This window comes from Streptomyces cinerochromogenes, assembly GCF_014648635.1.
GTDB classification, from domain to species: Bacteria; Actinomycetota; Actinomycetes; order Streptomycetales; family Streptomycetaceae; genus Streptomyces; species Streptomyces cinerochromogenes.
This window is the reverse complement of record NZ_BMRM01000015.1, coordinates 63,960-87,438: the sequence shown is the minus strand read 5'-3', so window position 1 is coordinate 87,438 and position 23,479 is coordinate 63,960. Positions and strand designations below refer to the sequence as shown.

General features: G+C 73.2%; 22 protein-coding genes. 8 read left to right on the top strand and 14 right to left on the bottom strand.

Annotation, left to right across the window (positions count from 1 at the left end):
- Positions 1–45: 45 nt before the first annotated feature.
- From IEZ20_RS27130 to IEZ20_RS39900, 5 genes are all read right to left on the bottom strand, one after another.
- Entirely contained in the window at positions 46–516 is a 471-nt protein-coding gene (locus tag IEZ20_RS27130) for a hypothetical protein (RefSeq protein WP_189303410.1), read from the bottom strand.
- 109 nt (positions 517–625) lie between these two features.
- On the bottom strand, positions 626–1,381 hold the full coding sequence (locus IEZ20_RS27125) for a hypothetical protein (protein WP_189303408.1): 756 nt from the start codon (positions 1,379–1,381) through the stop codon (positions 626–628).
- Positions 1,378–3,030, bottom strand: a complete 1,653-nt coding sequence (locus IEZ20_RS27120; protein WP_229896280.1) for a polyprenyl synthetase family protein — start codon at positions 3,028–3,030, stop codon at positions 1,378–1,380. The genes IEZ20_RS27125 and IEZ20_RS27120 overlap by 4 nt, the downstream gene beginning before the upstream one ends.
- On the bottom strand, positions 3,023–4,108 hold the full coding sequence (locus tag IEZ20_RS27115; protein WP_189303404.1) for a hypothetical protein: 1,086 nt from the start codon (positions 4,106–4,108) through the stop codon (positions 3,023–3,025). Before IEZ20_RS27115 ends, IEZ20_RS27120 begins: the two co-directional genes overlap by 8 nt.
- A gap of 179 nt (positions 4,109–4,287) precedes the next feature.
- A complete protein-coding gene (locus IEZ20_RS39900) occupies positions 4,288–6,141 on the bottom strand; it encodes an NHL domain-containing protein (RefSeq protein ID WP_268253081.1) in 1,854 nt (617 codons plus the stop codon).
- Positions 6,142–6,677: 536 nt separating this feature from the next.
- On the opposite strand from IEZ20_RS39900, the gene IEZ20_RS27105 reads away from it, so the two are divergent.
- The 3 genes from IEZ20_RS27105 to IEZ20_RS27095 all read left to right on the top strand — a co-directional run bounded on the left by IEZ20_RS27105 (position 6,678) and on the right by IEZ20_RS27095 (position 8,849).
- Positions 6,678–7,331 carry a hypothetical protein gene (locus tag IEZ20_RS27105; RefSeq protein ID WP_189303402.1) on the top strand — a complete coding sequence of 218 codons (654 nt, stop codon included), beginning with the start codon at positions 6,678–6,680 and terminating at the stop codon, positions 7,329–7,331.
- A gap of 20 nt (positions 7,332–7,351) precedes the next feature.
- Positions 7,352–8,218 carry a lamin tail domain-containing protein gene (locus tag IEZ20_RS27100; protein ID WP_189303399.1) on the top strand — a complete coding sequence of 289 codons (867 nt, stop codon included), beginning with the start codon at positions 7,352–7,354 and terminating at the stop codon, positions 8,216–8,218.
- Positions 8,219–8,375: 157 nt separating this feature from the next.
- Complete coding sequence (locus IEZ20_RS27095; protein WP_189303397.1) at positions 8,376–8,849, top strand: carboxymuconolactone decarboxylase family protein; 474 nt, start codon at positions 8,376–8,378, stop codon at positions 8,847–8,849.
- Positions 8,850–8,864: 15 nt separating this feature from the next.
- Here the strand turns inward: IEZ20_RS27095 and IEZ20_RS27090 are convergent, their stop codons facing one another.
- Positions 8,865–9,341 (bottom strand): DUF2000 family protein, encoded by a 477-nt coding sequence (locus IEZ20_RS27090; protein WP_189303395.1) that lies wholly within the window; start codon positions 9,339–9,341, stop codon positions 8,865–8,867.
- Between IEZ20_RS27090 and IEZ20_RS27085 the strand changes: the two genes are divergently transcribed.
- The gene (locus tag IEZ20_RS27085) at positions 9,340–10,134 is read left to right on the top strand and encodes a helix-turn-helix domain-containing protein (RefSeq protein WP_189303393.1); all 795 of its coding nucleotides are present in this window, start codon (positions 9,340–9,342) and stop codon (positions 10,132–10,134) included. The two genes, IEZ20_RS27090 and IEZ20_RS27085, sit on opposite strands and share 2 nt — an antisense overlap.
- An 8-nt stretch (positions 10,135–10,142) precedes the next feature.
- On the opposite strand, the gene IEZ20_RS27080 is transcribed toward IEZ20_RS27085, so the two are convergent.
- Positions 10,143–10,643 carry a type III secretion system chaperone family protein gene (locus tag IEZ20_RS27080; protein WP_189303391.1) on the bottom strand — a complete coding sequence of 167 codons (501 nt, stop codon included), beginning with the start codon at positions 10,641–10,643 and terminating at the stop codon, positions 10,143–10,145.
- Positions 10,636–11,973, bottom strand: coding sequence for a D-inositol-3-phosphate glycosyltransferase (gene mshA / locus IEZ20_RS27075; protein WP_189303389.1), 1,338 nt, complete (start codon positions 11,971–11,973; stop codon positions 10,636–10,638). The genes IEZ20_RS27080 and mshA overlap by 8 nt, the downstream gene beginning before the upstream one ends.
- 210 nt (positions 11,974–12,183) lie before the next feature.
- Here mshA and IEZ20_RS27070 point away from each other — a divergent pair, with 210 nt between their 5' ends.
- From IEZ20_RS27070 to IEZ20_RS27060, 3 genes are all read left to right on the top strand, one after another.
- Positions 12,184–12,999, top strand: coding sequence for a class I SAM-dependent methyltransferase (locus IEZ20_RS27070; RefSeq protein WP_189303387.1), 816 nt, complete (start codon positions 12,184–12,186; stop codon positions 12,997–12,999).
- 193 nt (positions 13,000–13,192) lie between these two features.
- Positions 13,193–14,278 carry a C40 family peptidase gene (locus tag IEZ20_RS27065; RefSeq protein WP_189303385.1) on the top strand — a complete coding sequence of 362 codons (1,086 nt, stop codon included), beginning with the start codon at positions 13,193–13,195 and terminating at the stop codon, positions 14,276–14,278.
- A gap of 318 nt (positions 14,279–14,596) precedes the next feature.
- Positions 14,597–15,898, top strand: a complete 1,302-nt coding sequence (locus tag IEZ20_RS27060; RefSeq protein ID WP_189303383.1) for a PP2C family protein-serine/threonine phosphatase — start codon at positions 14,597–14,599, stop codon at positions 15,896–15,898.
- Positions 15,899–15,969: 71 nt separating this feature from the next.
- On the opposite strand, the gene IEZ20_RS27055 is transcribed toward IEZ20_RS27060, so the two are convergent.
- The 3 genes from IEZ20_RS27055 to IEZ20_RS27045 form a co-directional block, all read right to left on the bottom strand.
- A complete protein-coding gene (locus IEZ20_RS27055) occupies positions 15,970–16,314 on the bottom strand; it encodes a DUF2516 family protein (protein WP_189303381.1) in 345 nt (114 codons plus the stop codon).
- Between the two features lie 109 nt (positions 16,315–16,423).
- Positions 16,424–17,023: a hypothetical protein gene (locus IEZ20_RS27050; RefSeq protein ID WP_189303379.1), complete on the bottom strand. Its 600-nt coding sequence runs from the start codon at positions 17,021–17,023 to the stop codon at positions 16,424–16,426.
- An 81-nt stretch (positions 17,024–17,104) separates the two neighbouring features.
- On the bottom strand, positions 17,105–17,593 hold the full coding sequence (locus IEZ20_RS27045; protein ID WP_189303377.1) for a helix-turn-helix domain-containing protein: 489 nt from the start codon (positions 17,591–17,593) through the stop codon (positions 17,105–17,107).
- Positions 17,594–17,723: 130 nt separating this feature from the next.
- Here IEZ20_RS27045 and IEZ20_RS27040 point away from each other — a divergent pair, with 130 nt between their 5' ends.
- Complete coding sequence (locus IEZ20_RS27040; protein WP_189303376.1) at positions 17,724–20,093, top strand: ATP-binding cassette domain-containing protein; 2,370 nt, start codon at positions 17,724–17,726, stop codon at positions 20,091–20,093.
- Between the two features lie 137 nt (positions 20,094–20,230).
- On the opposite strand, the gene IEZ20_RS27035 is transcribed toward IEZ20_RS27040, so the two are convergent.
- Genes IEZ20_RS27035 through IEZ20_RS27025 form a run of 3 tightly spaced genes read right to left on the bottom strand, consistent with a single transcriptional unit; the run spans position 20,231 to position 23,475 of the window.
- Entirely contained in the window at positions 20,231–20,728 is a 498-nt protein-coding gene (locus tag IEZ20_RS27035; protein ID WP_189303373.1) for an HAD domain-containing protein, read from the bottom strand.
- 51 nt (positions 20,729–20,779) lie between these two features.
- Positions 20,780–22,810, bottom strand: a complete 2,031-nt coding sequence (locus IEZ20_RS27030; RefSeq protein WP_189303371.1) for a HelD family protein — start codon at positions 22,808–22,810, stop codon at positions 20,780–20,782.
- A 50-nt stretch (positions 22,811–22,860) separates the two neighbouring features.
- Positions 22,861–23,475, bottom strand: coding sequence for a TetR family transcriptional regulator (locus IEZ20_RS27025; protein WP_189303369.1), 615 nt, complete (start codon positions 23,473–23,475; stop codon positions 22,861–22,863).
- Positions 23,476–23,479: the final 4 nt, after the last annotated feature.

Below are 23,479 nucleotides of genomic sequence, written 5' to 3'. Positions count from 1 at the left end.
TTTCCTTCTTGTCTTTCTCGTGACCGGTCGGTCCGTCAGGGGCGTTCAGTCCTCGTTGGCGTCGAGGACGCGTCCCTTGAGCTTGATCGGGCTGGCGGCGCCCACCTTGAGCTGGCCGTCGGTGTAGCGGCCCGGGGTCGCGCCGTCGACGGCGGTGACCTGGGCGCCGTAGCCGAGGCACTCCTGGTTGGTGGACAGGTACGGGTTGTGGGTGAAGGTCAGGGTGCGGCCCCCGTCGCCGAGGGTGCCCTGGGTGGTCTCCAGGTTGCCCTTCGCCTGGAGCGTGTTGACGTCGTGGTAGGCCCAGGAGAGCCAGCCGGTGAACACGAAGCCGGTGGGTGCCTTCAGGGTGAAGGTGATGTCTCCGGGGTTCACCGGGTCGGGGACGGTGCTGAGGATGCCGAAGCTGAGGTGGGCCGGGACTCCGCCCGGGGCGTCCTCGACGATGCCCTGCTGGAGGATGTAGAGCTTGTTCTCGGAACCCGGCTGGACGGGAGCCTGAGTCTGCGTGGCCATGGTTGTCCCTTCTGTGGATGGGTGTGTCCGCGTGAGCGGATCCGCCGGTGGCGGGCTTGGGGACGGGCCCCGCTCATGGACCGCCGGGAGCGGAGACGGGCGTCATGAGCTAGGCGGATGTCGCGGAGCCGGTCGGTGCGTGGGCGGCCAGGAGCGGGCCGAGGACGGACAGGGCGCCGAGGGCGATGTCCTCGTAGAGGTAGAAGCCCGCCTCCAGGGGCGGAAGTTGGGTTTCAGGGGTTTCGGAGGTTTCAGGGTTCTCCGGGGCGGGTTCCGGGGTGGGGGTGCCGCCCTCGGTTCCGGACTGGGAAGCGGGGGTGTCGCCCTCGGCTTCGGATCGGGGGGTGGAGGTGTCGCCCTCGGTTCCCGGCCGGGGGGTGCCGAGCAGGTCGGTGAGGTCCTGTGCGGCGCCCAGGAGGGTCATGCGGGCCGTGGTGGTCAGCAGGCGCAGGGGGAGGTCGAGGGCGGTGGCCGTGCGCTGGCCCGGGACCAGCCTCGCCGCCCCGGGGGCCTCCGTGGTGGCGGCGGCGAGCAACTGCACGGGAAGCGTGCAGGCGGAGACGATCCGCTCGGTGGACATCACGGGCGGGGGGTCGCCGTCGACCATGAGGTCCTCCCACTCCATCAGGTCGAAGAGGAACTGGCCGCCCTTGTAGAGGGGCCAGGGCCGGACCGTGTCGAGCAGGAGGCCGGCCCGTTCCGGGTCGTGGCGGCGCAGTGCCACGCCGTGCCGGGCCAGGGTGCACAGGCACTGGCGCAGGCTGTTGTTGACGTGGCCGAGGAAGGCGAAGGCCTGGTGGTCGGTGGGGGTCAGCGGGCCGGAGGCGGGGGGCTCGGCCGGCGGGGGCGGGGGCGTGGTGGTCACAGGGGCCTCGAGGTGACGTAGTGCGCGATCTGCCGCAGGACGGCTTTGCCCTCGTTCTCGGGGATGAGCCGGAGGTCGTCCTCGAAGCGGGCGATGCCTTCGGCGGCGAGCCGGTCGGCGAGGTCGGTGGCGTACTCGATGGAGCCGTGCCGGCGCATGGCGGCGAGGAGTTCCTCGGCGTGCTGCTGGGTCTTGTCGGTACGGCGCCGGTGCAGGATGTCGAAGAGGCGTGGGCGCTCGTACGCCCGCGCGGTGCGGAAGAGGTGGATCAGCATCACCGTGCGCTTGCCTTCGAGCAGGTCGCCGAGGGGCTCCTTGCCGTAGAGGGCCTCCTCGCCGACCAGGTTCAGGATGTCGTCCTGGATCTGGAAGGCGATGCCGATCAACCGGAACGCCTCGTCGAAGCGGGCCAGTACGTCCGGGTCGGTGACGCCGGCGCAGACGGCACCGATGCGGCACGGGCTGATGCAGGTGTACCAGCCGGTCTTCTTGGTGCTCATCGTGAAGTAGGCGTCGTCGGTCCCGGGGACGACCTCGTGGCGGATCCAGCCCAGCTCCATGGCCTGGCCCTCGATGGACTCCCGGCACATGTGCACCGCCTCGTGGATGAGGCCGAGGGTGCGGACCAGACCGAGCGTTTCGAGGTTGGACAGGACGGCGTCGACGGCGAGCAGGTTCAGCCCGTCACCGACGTTGACGGCCAGGCCCAGGCCGTGTTCCTCGTGCATGGTCGGCAGGCCGCGCCGGTGCGTGGACTCGTCGGCGATGTCGTCGTGGACGAGGAAGCCGTTGTGGAACAGTTCCAGGGCGGCGGCGGCGCGTACGGCGTCGTCGGGGCGCCCGCCGAAGGCGGCACAGGCGGCGATGGTCAGGGTGGGCCGCAGGCCCTTGCCCTGGCGGGCGGGGTAGGAGCGCATGAGGTCGTACAGCTCGGCGCGGGGTTCGCGGTCCGGCAGCAGCCGTTCGATCTCCTCGTTGGTGCGGGCCCTGCACCGGCGCATGGTCTCCATGAGGTCCGCGTCCTGGACGGTGTCCTCCAGCGACCAGTCGGTGCTGGTGCGGCCGTCCCACAGCAGGCGCGGTGCCCTGATGGTGGTGTCGCCGATCAGCGCGGGCGAGGCCGGGACGTCCTCGGGGGAGCGTTGCGCGAGGAAGTCCAGCGCCGTCCAGTCGACCGGGTCGGCGGCCGGTTCCCGGACGGCGGGTGCCGCGCTGCCCCACAGCCGGGGGGCCTGTTCGCGGTAGGCCCCCCACAGTTCCTGCATGCTGCGCAGGCCCGCCGCGCGCTGGGACAGCAGGGTGAAGGCCCGCCACACGGCGAGGGCGTCGTCGCGGGAGCCACGCACGTCGAGGCTGTCGGGCAGGACCTGGCCGACGGGCGGGCGCTGGAGGTCGAACAGCAGGTTCATGGCCCGGTCGTCGAAGGCCACCTCGACGTCCGGATCCGGGCAGCGGTCCCGGTCCACCACGATACGGCTGTGCCGCGCGGTGAGCGTGGCGTGGCTGCCGTCGTTGAAGTGCAGGCCCAGCCGGATGCCGCGCAGGTGGCCGGCCGCGGCGGCGAGGATGGCCGGCGCCCGGTCGGACAGGGCGGCGACGGTCTCGTCCAGCAGCCGCGCACCGGTGAACGCGGGGGCGGTCTCAGTCATGGGCACCCCCGGCGAACTCCACGATGCCGCCGGTACGGAAGCCGATGCGGCGTCCGCCGACCCGGCCCTCCACGGTGCACGGGCCGAGGGTCTCGTGCACGCTGAACGGGCGCAGGCTCGTCTCGGACGGGTTGATGATTCGGCCGGCCGTGTGCGAGCGGAAGTCGAGGACGAGACGGTCGTCGCCGAGCCGGGCGGTGATCAGCAGCCGGCCGGGCACCGCGGCCATCGGCGGGGTGCCCAGCAGGCCGGCCAGCGGCGGCACCATCACCACCCGGTCGCGGTCCAGGGTGCCGCTCACCGCCACGCGGAGGTTGCGCCGCGGGAAGTGGCGGACCATGCGCCCGTCGCGCCACAGCATCACCGATCCGTTGGCCGCGTCCGCCGGGTACGCGGGCTGGATCAGGGTGAAGACGACCGCCGAGGGCGGTGCCGTACCGGCCGGTCCCGACGGGTCGTTGACGAACCCGAACACCCAGCCGCCGAGCGTGGGCCAGGACCACCGGCCGCGTACCCGCTCGTGGTAGCCCAGCAGATCCGTCTCCGTGGCCGTACCGTCGCCGTGCCGCAGGGTTCCGGCGCCCAGCACGCCGGGCTCCGACTGCCAGCGCAGGTGCTCGTCGTCCCCGAACGGGGCGCACTGGGAGGTGCAGGGCCTGCTGGTCCGGGTCAGCCGTACGTCGACGGCCGGCGCCGCCGACCGGGCCGCCACCCGGAACGCGCCGGGCTGTCCGTGCGGGTGCGGTAACCGGAAGGCCGACCAGGGAAGTTCGGGCTGTTCGGCGTTGAACTGCGTCGCACTCCAGCCGTGCCCCTCCGCGTAGAGGAGCAGGATCGCCATGTGCTGCCCCTCGGCCGCCGTGCCGGTGCCGCTGCGGCGCCCGGTGGCCGGGGCGCCCGGATGCGCGAAGACCGAGCCGGTGGAGGATCCGAGGACGGACAGGTTCGCGATGAGCGCCTGCCGGCCGCACCGGGACAGGAACGCGTAGTGCAGCCACTTGCGGTCGAGCGGATGGGCGAGCGGGGCGTGCGGGAAGGGGCCCGGCGGGCCGAGCCGCGGGAGGGCGGGCGTGGACACGTTTCGAACGCTAACTCAAAGTTGTGCATTGATTGCAATCTGTGACCGGCGAGAGGGTGACCTGGGAGCACAGAAACGATTACCTTCGTCATTCGGGTTTGAGGTCACGAAGAACCGCCCATGGCGGGTGGTACGCCATGGGCGGCTCGGGGTCCGGTACGCGCCTTCGTCGGTCCTCGTCAGTCCTCGTCGTCTCCGAGAACGCTTGCCTTGAGGCGCACTTCGGGCTGGTCGGCGACGACCGCCCGCCCGTCGGTGTACCGGCCCGGCTCCGCGTCGCTCAGGGCCCGGACGCCGAGCGTGTAGACCAGGGCCGCCGCCGGGTGGCCGGGGGTGTTCAGGCGGGGCTCGTCCGCGACCGTCAGCGACCGGCCGTCGTCCCCGACCCTCGCCGTCGGGGCTCCGCCGGGGAGCACCGTGCGATCCGCGCGGTAGTACGCGCAGGTCACCCGGCCGTCGAAGACGAAGCCCGTCGGAGCCGTGAAGTGGTGCTCCACCCGTCCGGGGGCCCAGGGGTCGGCGGAGGAGACCCGTACGTGCAGCAACTCGCTACCGCCCCGGGGGACTTCCAGACCGACTTCCTGACGGACGAGCAGCCGGGCGGGTGGGGTGGGGGCGGGCTCGGGTGCGGGGGGAGACGGGGGTGTGGGGGTGGGAGTGGGGGTGGGGGTGGGGATGGGGGTGGGGGTGGGCGTGGGGGTGGGGGTGGGCGTGGGCGTGGGAGAAGGTGTGGGGGCGGGGGAAGGGCCGGGGGCCATGGCGAGGGGCACGGCTGCGATCCGGTGGTGGAGGTTGTCCGCCACGAGCAAGCGCCCGGCCGGGTCCACGGCGAGGCCGCACGGGTAACGCAGCGCGGTGTGTACGACGGCATCGCCCGCGTCACCGGCCGCCTCGGTGGCCTCCCCGGCCGCCTCGGGGGTCTCCCCGGCCGCCTCAGCGGTCTCACGGGCCGCCGGGTCCGGCTGTCCCGCTACGACCCGGGCCGCTCCGTCGGCCAGCCGCCACACCCGGTGTCCGGTCTGGTCGGCGACGTAGAGCGCGCCCTCGCCGTCGACCGCCACCGCGCACGGTGCGCCCCAGTCGACCACCGTGGCGCCGGCGGCCCCGTCGGGCGGCGCCGCCAGTACCCGAAGCGTCCCGTCCGGGGCGAGCAGCAGCAGCCTCCGGCCCACCGGGTCGGCGATGTACAGCCGGCCGGCCGTGTCGACCGCCAGGCCGGCGGGCAGGAACGCCTCGCCTGCGTCCGCGCCCGAGCCACCGGACCCACCGGACCCACCGGACCGTTCGGACGCCGCGACGACCGTGCTGATGACACCGTCGCCGTCGATCCTGCGCACCCTGGGGGTGCCCGCTTCCCCGACGTACAGCGATCCGGCGTCGTCGACGGCCAAGGCGCACGGGGCGTCCAGTCGGGCGCGGTCGGCTGGACCACCGTCGCCGTCGCCGTCGCCCTCATCCGCGACCGTCCCTCCGCCCGCGCCCGCGCCTACGCCGGTACCGGCGCCTCCACCTGCACCTACGCCTCCACCCCCACCGCGCGAGCCGTCTCCCGCGACGGTGCCGATGGCTCCCGAGGGGTCGATCCGGCGGACCCGGTGGTTCATCTCGTCGGCGACGAACACGCATCCGTCCGGGGCGACGGCGAGCGCGGACGGGAAGCCGAGGCGGGCGCGCGCCGCGTCGGCGCCGTCGCCGGCGAAACCCCGCAGCCCGTCCCCGGCGATCGTCGTCAGGGTGCCGGTGCCGTCGATCCGGCGGACCCGGTGGTTGGCGTGGTCGGCGACGAAGACCGCGCCGTCTCCCACGGCCACGTCCGCGGGGAAGGCCAACTGCCCGTCCGGTGCGGGGCCTCCGTCCCCGGAGAATCCGGGCGTGCCGTTGCCCGCCACGACGACCGGCGGTCCGACCGCGTCCGGCGCGTCCGGGGCACCCGGCGTGCGCCGCCGTTCCGCGGCCTCGGCCGTCACGCCGCGCCGCCAGCCCGGCACGGACGCGGCCGGGCCCCGCCGGCGCCCGGTACCTCCCCTGTCCACGGCCTCGTCTCCCGCATCACCGTCTCCTTCCGTGCTGTCGTCGGCATTTCTCCTGCATACCGGCCGGACGGGCACCGCAGGAGCAGCCACCGAACTCTCCACCCGCACGGAGGAGGAGCCTGGAGGAACGAGCCGCAGGAGCCGCAGCAGCCGGGAAGGAGGGGGGGACCGCGCCGGTCCGGTGTCTTCCGCGGGACGCGCGCCGGTGCGCTTCGCTCCGTCGTTCTGCGCCCTCTCCTGCCTCAACTGCACTCGAACAAGTGACGCGGAATCGATTCGGCATTCCAAACGGGGGAACGTCGGCATAGCACCGGCGGGTCCGGGCTAACGATGGAGCCGGACGGAGGTCCGGTGCGTGCCGCGACAGCCACGCGCACGCGAACGCCCCGCTCACGGTCGTAGACGGCGTCCTGCGTTCCGCCTTCCGGACGCAGCCCCCATGACCTGCCCGCTTCCCGCGGGCCGGGGTGAGCCGCACCAGGACATCTCCTCTTTTCCGCCGCACGCGTCGACCACAGCCCCAGGAGGACTCGGAGATGAGCACCGATGTGCAGAGCAAGAAGGAAGCCTACAAACGGGGAGAGGACCAGGGGCGCGCCGATGCGCTCGCCGGAAAGCCCTACGCCGACCCACCGCGCGACGGCTCGCGCGGTGAGAAGGACCAGTACGCGAACGGGTACGACTGGGGTTACGAGCAGGGCCGTGCCCAGAACGAGCAGGGTCAGCACGAGAACGGGCAGAAACCGCCCCAGAAGCTGGACCTCGTGGTGTGGCAGGAAGGCGGGGTCGAGGACGCTCCCGGGGGCCTCGGCACCACCGTCAACATCTGCGTCCGCACGCCGAACTGGAGCGAGACGGTCGACGCCGGCGACTGCGAGCACGTGTTCACCGCTCCCACCGGATTCCGCTGGAACGGCACGGTGGGTGCCCAGTACAAGCGCATCGACCAGACCACGGGCGGCAACCTGCCCCCCGTCCAGGCCAAGGTCAGCGGCGACGGGCGCACCCTGACCTTCACCTACCACGTGCACCTGAACACCAGCAGCGACGACAAGGACTGCATCGTCTACACCTGCGGTCTCGAAGCCGTCGACGGAGCCGCGACCGGCCGCCGCACCGACGGCGTCGCCCAGGTCGGCACCGCGCCGCCGGCCAAGCTCAAGGCCGAGGTCATCGAGGACGAGGACTGAGAGAGCGGGAACCAGACACCATGACCACCGTCGTCACCTCCGGCGTCTTCACGTCCACCACCCCGCCCATCTCGCCGGTCAACGGCGTGGGCACCGACTACATCCAGTGGGGCAGCGCCGGCAGCCAGAGCGGGTACCAGTTCCGCGGTGCCGCCGCGGACGTCCAGCTCGACGGCACCGAGTTCGTCATCGGTACCTTCGTGCACCGCAACAAGCCCACGAACGTCAGCCCGAGCCAGTTCGACGTGCAGCTGACCGTCAACGTCATGTTCGAGGACGGCAGCACGACCGACCTCGCCTTCAGCTTCCACCACAACGAGACGCCCAACAGCACGGGCACCAGCCCGGCGGACGACGACCTCGTCGACCTGCAGACCTTCATCCACCCGCAGCCCGTCACGATCGACGGCAAGCAGTACCGGGCGGTGCTGAGCGGGTTCAAGCGCGGCGGCCAGATCGTCCAGCAGTTCCGCAGCCCGGAGGGCGGCATCAACTTCGCCGAAGTCGTGTGCATGTTCACGCTCGAAGAGCCCGACGTGATCATCTCCGGCCTCCGCTACCAGGGCACGGGCACCGGCCAGGCGGACGAATACGTCGAGATCCTCAACCGGGGCGGCGGGCCCCAGGACCTCAGCGGCTGGAAGGTGGAGGCCAAGCCCACCGGCCACTCCTTCCCCTTCCCGCCGGGGACGGTCATCCAGCCCGGTCAGCGCTACCGCGTCTACACCAACGAGAACCACCCGGAGTACGGCGGCTTCTCCTTCGGCTCCTCCGGCGAGGTCTGGCGGGACCAGGGCGGCATCGCCCGCCTCGTCGCGGACGACGGCTTCGTCGTCGACCAGTCCCCCTACCTGGACAAGGGGTTCCCCAAGACCGGCACGCCCTGAGCGGCATCCGCCGGCCCCTGGGTGACAGGTGAGCCCGGAGTGCGCCTCACCTGTCACCGTCGGCGGGTGTGACCGTGACCACGTCCGCCCGTGTCACATCTCCGTGGGCCCCTCCGTCATTGAGGTGCAAGCAGCCGCAACGACCCAGGAGCACACCATGGAAGCTCGGCTCGACCTCCACGCCAACCCGTTGGCCGGGAAGCTGTTCAAGCACTTCAACGCCGCGGGGAAGGTGATCACGGAGTCGGCGCTGCCCGCCGCCACGCAGGAACTGGTGAAGATCCGGGCCAGCCAGATCAACGGGTGCGGGTTCTGCACCGACATGCACACCAAGGACGCCCTGGCCGCCGGGGAGACGCAGACGCGGCTGAACATGGTCGCCGCCTGGCGTGAGGCGACCGTGTTCAGTGACGCCGAGCGGGCCGCGCTGGAGCTGGCGGAGGAGGGGACGCGGATCGCGGACGCGGCCGGCGGGGTCCCGGACGAGGTGTGGGCGAACGCCGCCAAGCACTACGACGAGGACCAGCTCGCCGCCCTGGTCGCCCTCATCGCCCTGATCAACGCCTACAACCGGGCGAACGTGCTCGTCCGCCAGCCGGCCGGCGACTACGTGCCCGGCATGTTCGGCTGAGGGGCGGCGGGGGACTCACGGGTGCATCCGGGCGCCCTTGAGCGTCTTGTCCACCGCGTTGCGGGGGCCGTGGACCGCCAGGCCCACCAGGTCCAGGCCGGCCGTCGGGACGGCGCGCACCGCCGCGCGGTTGTCGCGGTCGTTGCCCGTGGCGAACAGGTCCGCCGTGAACACCGCGCGGGGCAGGGCACGGCTCAGCGCCCTGCCGTGGGCGGCCCTCAGGGTCTCCTTCGTGCCCTCGAAGACCAGTACCGGCTGCCGGAACATCGGCAGGTACGCCACCCCGTCGGCGTCCTCGTAGGGCTCCCCGATCACCTCGGGGACCGTGGTGCCCAGGCCGCTGACCAGGAACGCGGTGACGTTCAGACGCTGCCAGGGCTCCAGGTCCGCGCGCAGCAGGACGGCGATCTTCGTGTCGGAGCGGAGGGGTTCGGTGTTCATGGGACGAGACTGGCCGACGCCCGCCGGCCCGGTCTTGTACGTTCCTTGCATGGCCGCCGGGCAGGACGTCACCGCGTGGCGCCCCCGGGTCCCGGGCGTCACCGAGGTGTTCCACGCCCGCTTCACCGAGTACGCGTATCCGATGCACGTCCACGACGCCTGGACGCTGCTCATCGTGGACGACGGAGCCGTTCGGTACGACCTGGACCGGCACGAGCACGGCACCCCGCACGACACCGTGTCCCTGTTGCCGCCGCACGTGCCGCACAACGGCTCCCCGGCCACGCCGGGCGGTTTCCGCAAGCGGGTCGTCTACCTGGACAGCAGCCGGCTCGGGGAGGAGTTCATCGGTCCGGCCGTGGACTCCCCCGACCTCCGGGACCCCCTGCTGCGGCTGCGCGTCGGGCAGTTGCACTCCGCCCTGGCCCGGCCCGGTGACGAACTGGAGGCGGAGGGCAGGCTGACCCTCGTCGCGGAGCGGCTGCGGGACCATCTGCGGCGGCGCACGCCCACCGGACGACTCCGGGACCCGGTACTGGCCCGCCGCCTGCGGGAGTTGCTGGACGCGCGGGTCGTCGACGGCCTGTCGCTGGAGGAGGCCGGCCGGCTGCTGCACGCCCATCCGGCGCATCTCGTCCGGGCGTTCAGCGGCGCCTACGGCATCGCCCCGCACCAGTACCTGATGTCACGCAGGGTCGGTCGGGCCCGGCGGCTGCTGCTCGACGGGGTGCCGCCGGGCGAGGTGGCCCCGGTGGCCGGTTTCTACGACCAGGCCCACCTCACCCGGCACTTCAAGAAGCTGGTCGGGGTGACGCCGGGGCGCTACCGCAGCGGGGCGCGCTGAGCCCCGGGTCAGTCCGCCGGACGTTCGATCAGGTGCATGAACGCCTCCAGGTTGCGCGTGGACTCCCCGCGCGACACCCGCCAGGCGTACTCCTTGCGGATCGAGGAGGCGAAGCCCAGCTCCAGCAGGGTGTTGAAGGCGCCGTCGGCCGCCTCCAGGACCTGGCCGAGCAGGCGGTCGACCTCGTCCGGGGTGACGGAGGCGAGGGGCAGCCGGGCGGTGACGTAGACGTCGCCGAGGCGGTCGACGGCGTAACTCACGCCGTACAGCTTGAGGTTGCGTTCCAGGAGCCAGCGGTGGACGCCGGCCTCGTTCTCGTCCGGGTGGCGGATGACGAAGGCGTTCAGCGACAGCGAGTGCCGGCCGGCCAGGAAGGACACCGTGGTGGACAGCTTCCGGCTGCCGGGGAGCTTCACCACGTAGCTGCCGGGTGAGGGGCTCTCCCACTCCAGTTCCGCGTCCTCGAAGACGCCCTCCAGGATCTGCCCGGCCTTCTCCACGTCACCCATGCTGGGAGCGTACGCGACGGCGGTGGGACTGGGTCGCGGCCGTGTAGACGTCGGCGGTGGCGGCGGCGGCCGTGTCCCAGCCGAAGCACTGGGCGTGCCCGGCGGCGGCCGCGCCCATGCGCGCGGACAGCTCGGGATCGTCGGCGAAACGGCGCAGCACGCGCGCGTAGTCGGCCGGATCGTGGCCCTGGACGAGGAAGCCCGTCTCGCCGTCCCGCACCGCCACGGGCAGGCCGCCGACGGAGGCCGCGAGCACCGGGGTGCCGGTCGCCTGCGCCTCCACCGCGACCAGCCCGAACGACTCGCTGTACGACGGCATGACGAGCACGGACGCGGCCCGGAACCAGTCCGCCAGCTGCTCCTGGCCGACCGGCGGGCGGAACCGTACGACGTCCGCGATGCCCAGCCGGGCCGCCAGCTTCTGCAGCCCCTCGGGCTTGGCGAGGCCGCTGCCGCTCGGGCCGCCGACGACCGGGACGACGATGCGGGAGCGCAGCTCGGGGCGCTCGTCCAGCAGGACGGCCACGGCGCGCAGCAGGACGTCCGGCGCCTTCAGGGGCTGTATGCGGCCGGCGAAGAGCGGGATCAGCGCGTCCTGCGGGAGACCGAGGCGGGCGCGGGCGGCGGCCCGGCCGTCGGCGGTGCGGAAGCGCTCCAGGTTCACGCCGGGGTGGACGACGGCGACCTTGGCGGGGTCCGCCGCGTAGTGCCGCACCAGTTCGTCGGCCTCCTCGGCGGTGTTGGCGATGAGCCGGTCGGCGGCGGCCACGATCTGGGTCTCGCCGATGACCCGGGCGGCGGGCTCGGGGGTGTCGCCGTCGGCCAGGTTGGCGTTCTTGACCTTGGCCATGGTGTGCATGGCGTGCACGAGGGGCACGCCCCAGCGCTGGGCGGCGAGCCAGCCGACGTGGCCGGAGAGCCAGTAGTGGGAGTGGACGAGGTCGTAGTGGCCGGGGCGGTGGCCGGCCCACGCCTGCATCACGCCGTGCGTGAAGGCGCACAGCTGGGCCGGGAGGTCCTCCTTGGCCAGTCCCTCGTAGGGGCCCGCGTCGACGTGCCGGACGAGGACGCCGGGGGCCAGCTCGACGGCGGGGGGCAGGCCGCCGGCCGTGGCCCGGGTGAAGATCTCCACCTCGATGTTGAGCGCGGCCAGCCGCTGGGCCAGCTCCACGATGTAGACGTTCATGCCGCCGGCGTCGCCGGTGCCGGGCTGGTGGAGCGGGGAGGTGTGCACGGAGAGCATGGCGACCCGGCGGGGCCTGCGGTACAGCCGGAGCCGCGCGCCGGCCGACGGGGAGCGTCGCCCGAGCCTGCTGACGTACTGGCTCACGTGGCGTTCCTCCTTGCTGCGGCCATGCCTGCCGGAGGACCGACCGCGCCCTCCACGGGGGTCCAACAGCGAGCGGGTGCCCGACCATTTCCCCATCAAGCGGTTTTGCCGAATCATTACCATGGATCGGTCAACCGTTCGAACGCGGTACACGTCGACGGAGTACGCGTGGACGGGGTGCACCCTCCGCGCCCGCTTACCCTCGTACGCATGACAGCCCGCGCAGCGACCCGCCGGCCTGTGGGAACGGTGACGCGCGGGACGACCAACCCCAACCGGCTCCGCCGCATGGACCGCTGGATCGCGGCCGTGCACGGCGCCGAGCTGCGGCGCGCGGGCGATCCGGTGGCCGTCGACCTGGGCTACGGCGCCGCACCCTGGACCGCCGTCGAGCTGCTCACCCGGCTCCGCGCGGCGGCGCCCCGCGCGCGCGTGGTCGGCATCGAGATCGAACCGGAGCGGGTGGCCGGGGCCCGGCCGTACGAGCGGGAGGGGCTCGCCTTCCGGCACGGCGGCTTCGAGGTGCCGGTCCCCGGACGCCCGCTGCTGATCCGCGCGGCGAACGTCCTGCGCCAGTACGACGAGGCCGAGGTCGCCGCGGTGTGGCGGCAGCTGTGCGCGCGGCTCGCCCCGGCGGGCGGCGGCTCGCGCGGCGGGCTGCTGGTCGAGGGGACCTGCGACGAGATCGGCCGGCGGCACGTATGGGTGGCGCTCGGCCCCGAGGGCCCGCGCACGGTCACCTTCGCCACCCGGCTCGGCTCCCTGGACCGCCCCTCCGACCTGGCCGAACGCCTGCCGAAGGCACTGATCCACCGCAACGTCCCGGGCGAGCCGGTGCACGCCTTCCTCCGCGACTTCGACCGCGCCTGGGCCGCCGCCGCGCCGTACGCCTCCTACGGCGCCCGGCAGCGCTGGATGCGCGCCGTACGGGACCTGAGGTCCGACTGGCCGGTGACGGACTCCCCGGCCCGCTGGCGGCAGGGCGAAGTGACGGTGGCGTGGGGGGCGTTGACCCCCCGGGGCTGATCACCCGTTCGGGGGATCGGAGTGCGGAACGATCCCCGTGCGTCGTTCGTCACACCGGCGAGGAGATCGTCGTATGCGATGACGGGCGGGGCATTCCGGCTTCAGACGGCCTCTGTCGCTTTGCACGCGACCGTGGCACGATCCCTCGGACGACCGTAAGTTACTGACGGTAAATCAGTTTGGGGGAACAGGTATGCGTTCGGGCAAGCGTGGCCTGCTCACGGCCGCTCTGACCGTGCTCTGCGCGGTGACCGTCCTGTCGGCGCCCGGCACGGCGTTCGCGGCCCCCCACCCCGTTCCCGGCCCGACGGCGACCCCCGGTCCGACGACGACTCCCGCCCCCGGCAAGGACCTTGAAGAGGTCCGCAGAAGACTCGACGCGCTTTACCACGACGCGGCCGTGGCCACCGACGCCTACAACGCGGCCGAGGAGAAGGCCGAGAAGCAGTCCGCCGAGATCGTGGCGCTGGCGAAGAAGATCGTCGAGGGGCAGCGGAGGCTGGAGAAGCTCAAGGACCAGGCGGGCGCCGCGGCCCGCGACCAGTACCGCACCGGCGGGCTGTCCGCCACCGCCCAGTTCCTGCTCAGCGACGACCCCGGCCAGTTCCTGGACGGCGCCGGCCGGGTGCTCCAGGGCCAGCAGGCGGCGAAGAAGCTGATGGCGGACAAGGCCCGCACGCAGAAGGAGTTGCGGGAGTACGCGCAGGACGCCTCCGCCCGCTGGAAGAAGCTGGAGGAGGGCCGCAAGGCGAAGGCCGCCGCCAAGAAGAAGATCGAGCAGCAGATCGACGCGGCCGAGAAGCTCCAGTCCCGGCTGGAGAAGAAGGAGAAGGAGCGGCTCGCCCGGCTGGAACAGGAGGCGGCGGACAAGGCGCAGACCGCCTGGCTGGACACCGGCGTCCTGAAGGACGTCCACGGCAAGGCCTCCGCGCAGGGCGAGAAGGCCGTGAAGTACGCCACCCTGCAGCTCGGCAAGCCGTACGTGTGGGGCGCCGAGGGGCCGGACTCCTTCGACTGCTCGGGCCTGACCTCCCAGGCCTGGGCGTCGGCCGGCCACCCCGTCCCGCGCACCTCGCAGGAGCAGTGGCGGCAGTTGAAGCACGTCGACGTGAAGGACATGCGCCCCGGCGACCTCATCATCTACTTCGACGACGCCAGCCATGTCGCGATGTACATCGGCGACGGCGCGATCATCCACGCCCCGCGCCCCGGCCGCACGGTGACGATCGCGGGCGCCGGTTCGATGCCGATACTCGGGGTCGTACGACCGGACGCGTGAGGCGCCCCCGGGGGGATCACGGCGGCCCGCCGGCGCGGCTCATGTGCCCTCATGCGACCTGGTGACGCAGCTCATGTGACCCACCGCACGGCCAACCCCCGCCCAAACCCGGGCAGGACGTGAGCTTCGTCATCCCGTCGGGGCGGCCGTCGTGTCCAACTGCGGTACGGAACGCGGCATATGACGGCGGCGGGCACCGGAGCGACGCGGCTCACACCATTCCGTCGGGGCGGCCGGAGCCGCTATGGTCCCGGTCGGTGGGTCGAGACTCCTCGACACCGCCCCGTGCCCTCGGGGGGAGGGAAGGAACCCAGGACAATGCCCGTACCCGTACCGCGGCAGAGAGCGATCCCGGCCGTGGAGAGTGGTCAGGCGCAGGCCGCCCGCACCGTGGGCGGCCCCCTCAAGGAAGAGGCCCACCGCGACGCCACGGCCGTGAACGGCACCGGCGCCACTCTCACCCTGCTGCTGATCGAGGACGATCCGGCCGGCTCGCCGATCGTGCCCGACCTGCTGGACTCGGCCGGCAAGCCGATCCGCGTCCGCACCGCCCGCAACCTCACCGAGGCCGAGCGGCTGCTCACCGACGACGTCCACTGCATCCTGCTGGACCTGGCGCTCTCCGCGCCCGGCGGCAGCGACACCGACGACGAGCTGGCCGTGCTGCGGCACGTCCTCCAGCTCGCGCCCCGGCACGCCGTGCTCGCGCTGACCGCCTCCGGCGACGCCGAGCGCGGCGCCGAGGCCGTGCGCGTGGGCGCGCAGGACTACCTCTTCCGGGACGAGCTGGACGGCCGGCTGCTCAGCCGTGCCATCCGGTACGCGGTGGAGCGCAAGCGCTCCGACACGGCCGAGCGGCGGCTCGCCGAGGGCCGGCTGCGCGCGCAGGAGAACCGCCGGCTGGAGCGCGGTCTGCTGCCCACCCCGCTGCTGGAGGGCTCCCAGCTGCGCTTCGCCGCGCGCTACCGCCCCGGCCGGTCCCGGGCGCTGCTCGGCGGCGACTTCTACGACGCCGTACGCACCCCCGACGGCACCGTGCACGCCATGATCGGCGACGTCTGCGGGCACGGCCCGGACGAGGCCGCGCTCGGCGTGGAGCTGCGCATCGCCTGGCGGGCGCTGACCCTGGCCGGGCTGTGCGGGGACGAGCTACTGAACACCCTGCAGCAGGTGCTGGAGCACGAGCGCGCCGACGAGGAGATCTTCGCGACGCTGTGCACGGTGGACATCGCCCCCGACGGCCGCCGGGCGGGCCTGTGCCTGGCCGGCCACCCGGCCCCGCTGATCGCCCGCCCCGGCCGCCCCGCGCGGCTGCTGCCCTACGACAACAACGGCCCCGCGCTCGGCCTGCTGCCCGGCGCCCGCTGGCCGCGGATGCAGGTGGAGCTGGGCGCCGAGTGGAGCCTGATGCTCTACACCGACGGCCTGATCGAGGGCCGGGTCGGCGAGGACGGCGAGCGCCTGGGCCAGGACGGCATGGTGGAGCTGATCCGCCGGCAGCTCTCCGAGGGGCTGCGGGGCGAGGAACTGCTGCGGGCCGCGGTCCACGAGGTGCGCGAGCTGAACGGCGGCGAGCTGACGGACGACGTGGCGGTGGTCCTGCTGGACCGGGCGCCGTAGCGGGTTCCCGCCGCCCCGCTCACGGGGTGCTCTCGGCGGCCGCCGCCCCGCGCCCCGCCTTCGGGGTGTCCTCAGCGACCGCCGTTCCACGGTCCGTACGGGCCGTCGCTGCTGCTGCCCCGCCGCCGCCCCCAGCCGCGGCCGCCGCCGACCTGCTGGAGGGCGGGGCGCACGTCCACGATGTACACGATGCTCGCGACGGCGCCGGCGATGGGCAGGATGGACAGGATCGAGAACAGGTAGCTGACCACGAGCGCGATGCCGAGGATGATCAGCCAGAAGACCTTGTTCTGCTTGTCGGCCGCGCGGAAGGCGTCCTCGCGCCGGAAGGCGGCGTCGAACAGCCCGAACGCGGAGATGGCCATCAGAATGATCTTCAGGATGCCCATGAACCCCGCGAAGCCCAACATCAGCATGCTGCCCACCGCCCGTTGATCGCCGAACCCTGCTACGCCGCCACCGTACCCATAGAACGGGCCGGACACCCCAAAGGTGCCCGGCCCGGACCCTTCTCGCCGGCCATGGTCACTTGGCCGGCGGCGCCGTCTTCTTCGTGGTGGTGGCCTTGCGGGCGGCCGGGGTCTTCTTCGCCGCGGGCTTCCTGTCCTCGGCGGGCTCGGCCTGGACCGCGGCCGGCTTCGGCTCGTCGTCCCTGGCCTCGACCGGCTCGGGCTTGCCCTCGACGACGATGGCCAGGTCCTCGATCTCCTCGGCGGCCTCGCCGCGCCAGGTCTTCACGGCCTGTTCGCCGTGCTCGGCGACCCGCTCGTAGGTCTCGCGGGCCTTGACGGCGTACTCGGCGGCGACGCCGACACCGCGCAGGGCGAGGTCCTGGGCGGTCTCGCCGAGCTTCTTCAGGTCGACGTCGAGGGTGCCGATGAACTCGTTGACCTTGGTCTGGAGGGTCTCCTGCGCCTCCTTGGCGCGGGCGGCGGCCTTCTCCTGCACGGCCTTCGGGTCGGTGTTGCGCACGGCCTCGATGCGGGCCGGGGCCTCGGCGCGGAGCTGCTCGACCAGGGCCGGCACCTTCTTGGCCTGCTGGAGCGCCAGGTCGGCGGTGCCGGCGGCGAAGTAGAGCGGGGTCGGGTCGCTGAGGGTCTTGCGCAGGTCGTCGGTAATGGCCATGGTGAGGGTCCTCCCGGATCGGATTCGCGTTCGGCTGGGTCGGTGTGGTCCGCGGCGGGCGTCCGGTGCCCTGGTCCGGCGTCAGCCGGCCGTCCGCCGCGGGCCGGCGTCCGTGTCACTTCCGGCGGCATCACCCGCGCCGGCCGTACGGCTGCCGCCACCGGTCCCCTGGTCCACACTCCCGTGCCCCGGCCCGTCGTCCTCGGCAGGCTCGCCGGTCCCGAATCCGTTCTCCTTGCGGAAGGACTCGTAGATCTGGAGCAGCACCTGCTTCTGCCGCTCGTTGAGCGTGGGGTCGGCGAGGATGACGGCGCGCGTCTCCACCTCGTCCCGGCCCCGCTCGGCGTCGAGGATGCCGGCGCGGACGTACAGGGTCTCGGCGGAGATGCGCAGGGCCTTGGCGACCTGCTGGAGCACCTCCGCGCTGGGCTTGCGCAGCCCGCGCTCGATCTGGCTCAGGTAGGGATTGGACACCCCGGCGGCGTCGGCGAGCTGCCGCAGCGACAGCTGGGCGTTGCGCCGCTGCTCGCGCAGGTACTCACCGAGATTGCCGACGTTCAGTGATGCCATGCCTCCACCATGCCCCACCTTCGCTAACAATTGCAAGCATCCCGCTTGCAAGAGTGTGTCGCGGCCGCGCGGTGAAGAGGGTCAGGAACGGAGAAGCCGTCGCGGGGCGGCCGCCGCTACCGTGGCGCGCATGGACGACGCCACCGCACAGCATGCCGCCGACAGTCACGACCTGATCCGTGTGCACGGGGCACGCGAGAACAACCTCAAGGACGTGAGCGTCGAGATCCCCAAGCGCCGGCTGACGGTGTTCACGGGGGTCTCCGGCTCCGGCAAGAGTTCGCTGGTGTTCGACACGATCGCCGCGGAGTCGCAGCGGCTGATCAACGAGACGTACAGCGCGTTCGTCCAGGGCTTCATGCCCACGCTGGCGCGGCCCGACGTGGACGTGCTCGACGGGCTGACCACCGCGATCATCGTGGACCAGCAGCGGATGGGCGCCGACCCGCGCTCCACGGTCGGCACCGCCACCGACGCCCACGCGATGCTGCGGATCCTGTTCAGCCGGCTCGGCACCCCGCACATCGGCTCGCCCAAGGCGTTCTCCTTCAACGTCGCCTCGATCAGCGGGGCCGGCGCGGTCACCGTGGAGCGCGGCGGGAAGACGGTGAAGGAGCGCCGGGAGTTCAGCGTCACCGGCGGCATGTGCCCGCGCTGCGAGGGCCGCGGCACGGTCACGGACATCGACCTGTCCCAGCTCTACGACGAGGACAAGTCGCTCAGCGAGGGCGCGCTGACCATCCCCGGCTACAAGCCCGGCGGCTGGAACCACCGCCTCTACACCGAGTCCGGCCTCTTCGACCCGGACAAGCCGATCCGCACCTTCACCCGGCGGCAGCTGGAGGACTTCCTCCACCGCGAGCCGACCCGTATGAAGATCGCGGGCATCAACATGACGTACGAGGGGCTCGTCCCGCGGATCCAGAAGTCCATGCTCGCCAAGGACCGCGAGGCGATGCAGCCGCACATCCGGGAGTTCGTGGACCGGGCGGTCACCTTCACGACCTGCCCGGACTGCGACGGCACCCGGCTCGGCGAGGCGGCCCGGTCCTCGAAGATCAAGGGGATCAGCATCGCCGACGCCTGCGCGATGCAGATCAGCGACCTCGCTCAGTGGGTGCGCGGGCTGGACGAGCCGTCGGTGGGGCCGCTGCTGACCGCGCTCGGCGGGACGCTGGACTCGTTCGTGGAGATCGGTCTCGGCTACCTCTCCCTCGACCGGCCCTCGGGGACGCTGTCGGGCGGCGAGGCGCAGCGGACGAAGATGATCCGCCACCTCGGTTCCTCGCTGACCGACGTCACGTACGTCTTCGACGAGCCGACCGTCGGCCTGCACCCGCACGACATCCGGCGGATGAACGGCCTGCTGCTGCGGCTGCGGGACAAGGGCAACACGGTGCTCGTGGTGGAGCACAAGCCGGAGGTCGTCGCGATCGCCGACCACGTGGTGGACCTCGGGCCCGGCGCCGGCACGGCGGGCGGTGCCGTCTGCTTCGAGGGCACCGTGGAGGGGCTGCGGGCGAGCGGCACGCTCACCGGACGGCACCTGGACGACCGGGCGGCGCTGAAGAAGACGGTGCGGAAGCCGGCCGGGGCGCTGGAGATCCGCGGGGCCGCCACCCACAACCTCCGGAACGTGGACGTCGACATCCCGCTCGGCGTGCTCGTCGTCGTCACCGGTGTCGCCGGCTCCGGCAAGAGTTCGCTCGTGCACGGGTCGATCCCGGCCCGCGAGGGCGTGGTCTTCGTCGACCAGGCGCCGATCCGCGGCTCGCGGCGCAGCAACCCGGCGACGTACACCGGCCTGCTGGAGCCCGTTCGCAAGGCGTTCGCCAAGGCCAACGGCGTGAAGCCGGCGCTGTTCTCCGCCAACTCCGAGGGCGCCTGCCCGGCCTGCAACGGCGCCGGGGTCGTCTACACCGACCTGGCGATGATGGCCGGGGTGGCCACCACCTGCGAGGAGTGCGAGGGCCGGCGGTTCGACTCCTCGGTGCTGGAGTACCGCCTCGGCGGCCGGGACATCAGCGAGGTGCTGGCGATGCCGGTGACGGAGGCCGAGGAGTTCTTCGGCGACGGGGAGGCCCGCACCCCGGCCGCCCACCGGATCCTGCGGAACATGGCCGACGTGGGTCTCGGTTACCTCACCCTCGGCCAGCCGCTCACCACCCTGTCCGGCGGTGAGCGGCAGCGGCTGAAGCTGGCCACGCACATGGCGGAGAAGGGCGGGGTCTACGTCCTGGACGAGCCGACCACCGGTCTGCACCTGGCCGATGTCGAGCAGCTGCTGGGCCTGCTGGACCGGCTGGTCGACGCGGGCAAGTCGGTGATCGTCATCGAGCACCACCAGGCGGTCATGGCCCACGCCGACTGGATCATCGACCTCGGCCCGGGCGCCGGCCACGACGGCGGCCGGATCGTCTTCGAGGGCACCCCCGCCGACCTGGTCGCGGCCCGCTCCACCGTCACGGGCGAGCACCTCGCGGAGTACGTCGGCGCGTGACGCGCGGCGGGCCGGGCGGGCGGCGCCGCGTCGTCGGGCCGCGGACCACCGCCGGCCGCGGGCACGTCGTGGCGCTCGCCCCCGTGCCGCCGCGCATCCGCCGCGTGGCCGCCCGCACCCGTCCGTACCGCCGCGCGTCAGACACGGCCCCGCCCCCGTCCGAGCGCTTCCAGCCACTCCTGAAGCACCGCGAAGTCGGCCTCCGTCAGGCCGTACCGGTGGTCGACGCGGTGCAGGAGGGCCGGGGCCGGGTGGCGGACGGCGATCCAGGCGCGGTCGGCCTCGGTGAGCTCGTCGTCCACCCAGACGAAGGGCCGGCCCGCCGCCCAGCCGGCCAGCGGCCGGGTCTTCCAGTGCAGCAGGCCCGGCCGTTGGTCGGCGTCGGGCCACCGCACGACCGGCAGCGGCGGCAGCCCCAGCCACGGCGCGAGGCAGTCGTTGGCGTCGTCCATCCAGGTCGTGGCCCACACCAGCTCGCAGCCCAGCGCCGTCAGCCGGGGGCCCAGCGCCGGGTCGACGCGGGCCAGCAGCGGGTGGTCGGCGGCGGGCACCGGGGGGCCGTCGTACAGGGGGTAGGCGCGGTCCGCCGCCCCGAAGGGGATGAGCGGACCGTCCACGTCGAGGAAGAGCAGCATCAGCCACAGGTTCGCCCCCGGAGCACCGCCCGTCCAGGCCCCCGCCCCCGGTCAGAACGGCAGCGGCCGGCTGTGGACGACGTCCAGCCGGGACACCGCCCGGGTCAGCACCACGTACAGCCGGTGCGCGCCCCGCTCCTCCGCCTCGACGACGGCGGCCGGCTCGACGGCGACGACGTGGTCGTACTCCAGGCCCTTGACCACGCTCGCGGGGACGACGGCCAGGCGGGCGCCGAGCGTGTCGGGGCCGGCCGGGTGCAGGCCGGCCCGGTCGAGTGCCTCCCGCACCCGGTCGGTGTCCGCGTCGGCCGTGACGACCCCGACCGACCCCTCCCCGGCGAGGGCCTCGCGCACGGCGGTCACGGTGGTGGCGAGCAGGTCCTCGGTGGGCCGGAGGGTCAGCTCGCCGTCGGTGCGCAGGGAGGTGGCGGGGGGTACGGCGACGTCGAGGCGGGCGAGCAGCCGGTTGGCCGGCTCCAGCACGGCCGCCGGCACCCGGAACCCGGTGGTCAGCGGCACCACGGCCGCGTCCGGCCGGCCGAGGTGGCGCAGCTGCACGGACCAGTCGCGGGCGGCCCACGGGGTGGTGCCCTGGGCGAGGTCGCCGAGGACGGTCAGCGAGCCGAACGCGGCCCGGCGGGCGATGGCCCGGCACTCCATCGGCGAGAGGTCCTGCGCCTCGTCCACGACGAGGTGGCCGTAGCCCTCGGGGTGTTCGACGAGTCCGGCGAGTTCGTCCAGCAGGACCAGGTCGGCGGCCGACCAGCGGGCCGACTTGTGCGAGCGCGGCGGGCGGGGCCAGAGCAGTGCCGCCTGCTCGTCGGGGTCCAGCAGGCCGTCGGCCGCGCGGGCCAACGCCTCGGCGTCGGTGAGGAGTTCGGCGAGGACCTCCTCCGGACGGACCTTCGGCCAGACCGCGTCGAGCTGTGCGGTCAGCGGCCGGCAGCGCTCGACGCGTCGCGTCCAGGAGGCGGGCAGCACCCCGGAGCGCCGCTCGGCCTGGTCCCGCAGCCGCCGTACCACCCGGGTGCGCACCCGCTCCCGTCCGACGGCGTACGGCGGCTCCTCGGCGCGCACCTCGGCCACGAGGTCGGCGAGTTCGCCGGCGGGCACCCGCCAGCGGTACGACCCGTCGGGTACGGCGAGGTCGCCGACGCCGGCGGTGCCCACGCGCGCGTACAGCGCCCGGCGCAGCACCTCGGCCATGCGCGGGTCGTGCTTGACCGCCGCCGTCTCCAGCGGGTCGGTGCCGGTGGCGGGGTGGCGGGCGATCTCGTCCAGCAGGGTGGACTGCCGGACGCCGCTCTCGCCGAGGGAGGGCAGCACCTCGGCGATGTAGGAGAGGAAGGTGCGGTTGGGGCCGAGGATCAGCAGGCCGGCGCGCTTCAGCCGCTTGGGATGGGTGTAGAGCAGGTAGGCGGCGCGGTGCAGGCCGACGGCGGTCTTGCCGGTGCCGGGGGCGCCCTGCACGCACACGGAGTCGGTGAGGCCGGCGCGGACGAGGTCGTCCTGCTCGGGCTGGATGGTGGCGGCGATGTCCCGCATGGGGCCGACGCGGGGCCGCTCGATCTCGCGGGCCAGGATGTCGCTGGTCCGGCTCTCGCCCCGGCCGAGGTGCTCGTCCTCCAGGCCGGTGAGGTCGGCGGAGTCGCCCCGGCTGCCGGGCGCCCAGCCGAACCGGCGCCGGACCGCCACGCCCTGCGGGTCGCGGGCGCCGGCCTGGTAGAAGGCGCGGGAGACGGGGGCCCGCCAGTCGACGACGAGCGGCGGGGCGGCCGGGTCCTCGGTGATCCGCACCCGGCCGACGTGGTAGCTCTGCCCGCCGTGCGCGGGGTCGCCGTCGGCGAAGTCGAGGCGGCCGAAGAACAGCGGGCCGGGCGGGAGTTCGCGCATCGCCTTGGCCCGGCTGCGCAGCCGGTATCCGAGCACCTCGGCGTCGGCTCCGGAGGCGGAGACGTCCTCGCCGACGACGACCTGTTCGGCGGCGCCCTCGACCATCGCGGCGAGGGCCGTACGGCAGGTGTCGTGGTAGGCGCGCTCGGTGTGCAGGGTGTCCGTCAGGGCGGAGTCGAGTGACGTCATGCCGCCAGCGTACGACAGAAATGTAACCCAGTTACGTTTTTAACCGAGTCTCATTTGGAAGGCCTCAGCTCCGGGAGCCCCTCCGCCAGCCGCCGGAACGCCCGCTCGGCCGCCCCCGCCGCGTCCCGCGCCACCTCCTCGACCGGCTCCCCCGCCGCGATCCGCCGCCAGTTCTCCTGGGCGAGGATCCGCTGGACGGCGATGATCTGCCCGGCGGCCAGCCGCGCGTCGAGACCGCCCCCGAGCGCCTCGGCCAGCGCCTCCTCCGACCGCTCCTGATGCGCGTACGCCCGCGCCACCAGGGACGGGGTGCCGTAGAGCAGGCGGTGGAAGGCGAGCACGTCCGGGTGGTCGTTCAGGCCGGTGACCGGGTCGCGCCGGTCCAGGCCGGCCAGGAAGTTCCGGCGCAGCGCGTCCACCGGGTCGGCCGCCCCCGCGACGATCCGCGCGGCCTCCGTCTCGTGGTCCGCGATCCGGTGCAGGACCAGGTCCTCCTTGGCCGGGAAGTACCGGAAGAGGGTCGGCTTGGAGATCCCGGCCGCGGCGGCGACCTCCGCCACGGACACCGCGTCGAAGCCCCGCTCCAGGAACAGCCGTACGGCGGTGTCCGACACGTCCTGGTACATCCGCTGCTTCTTGCGCTCACGCAGACCCATCTCGCCCATGGGG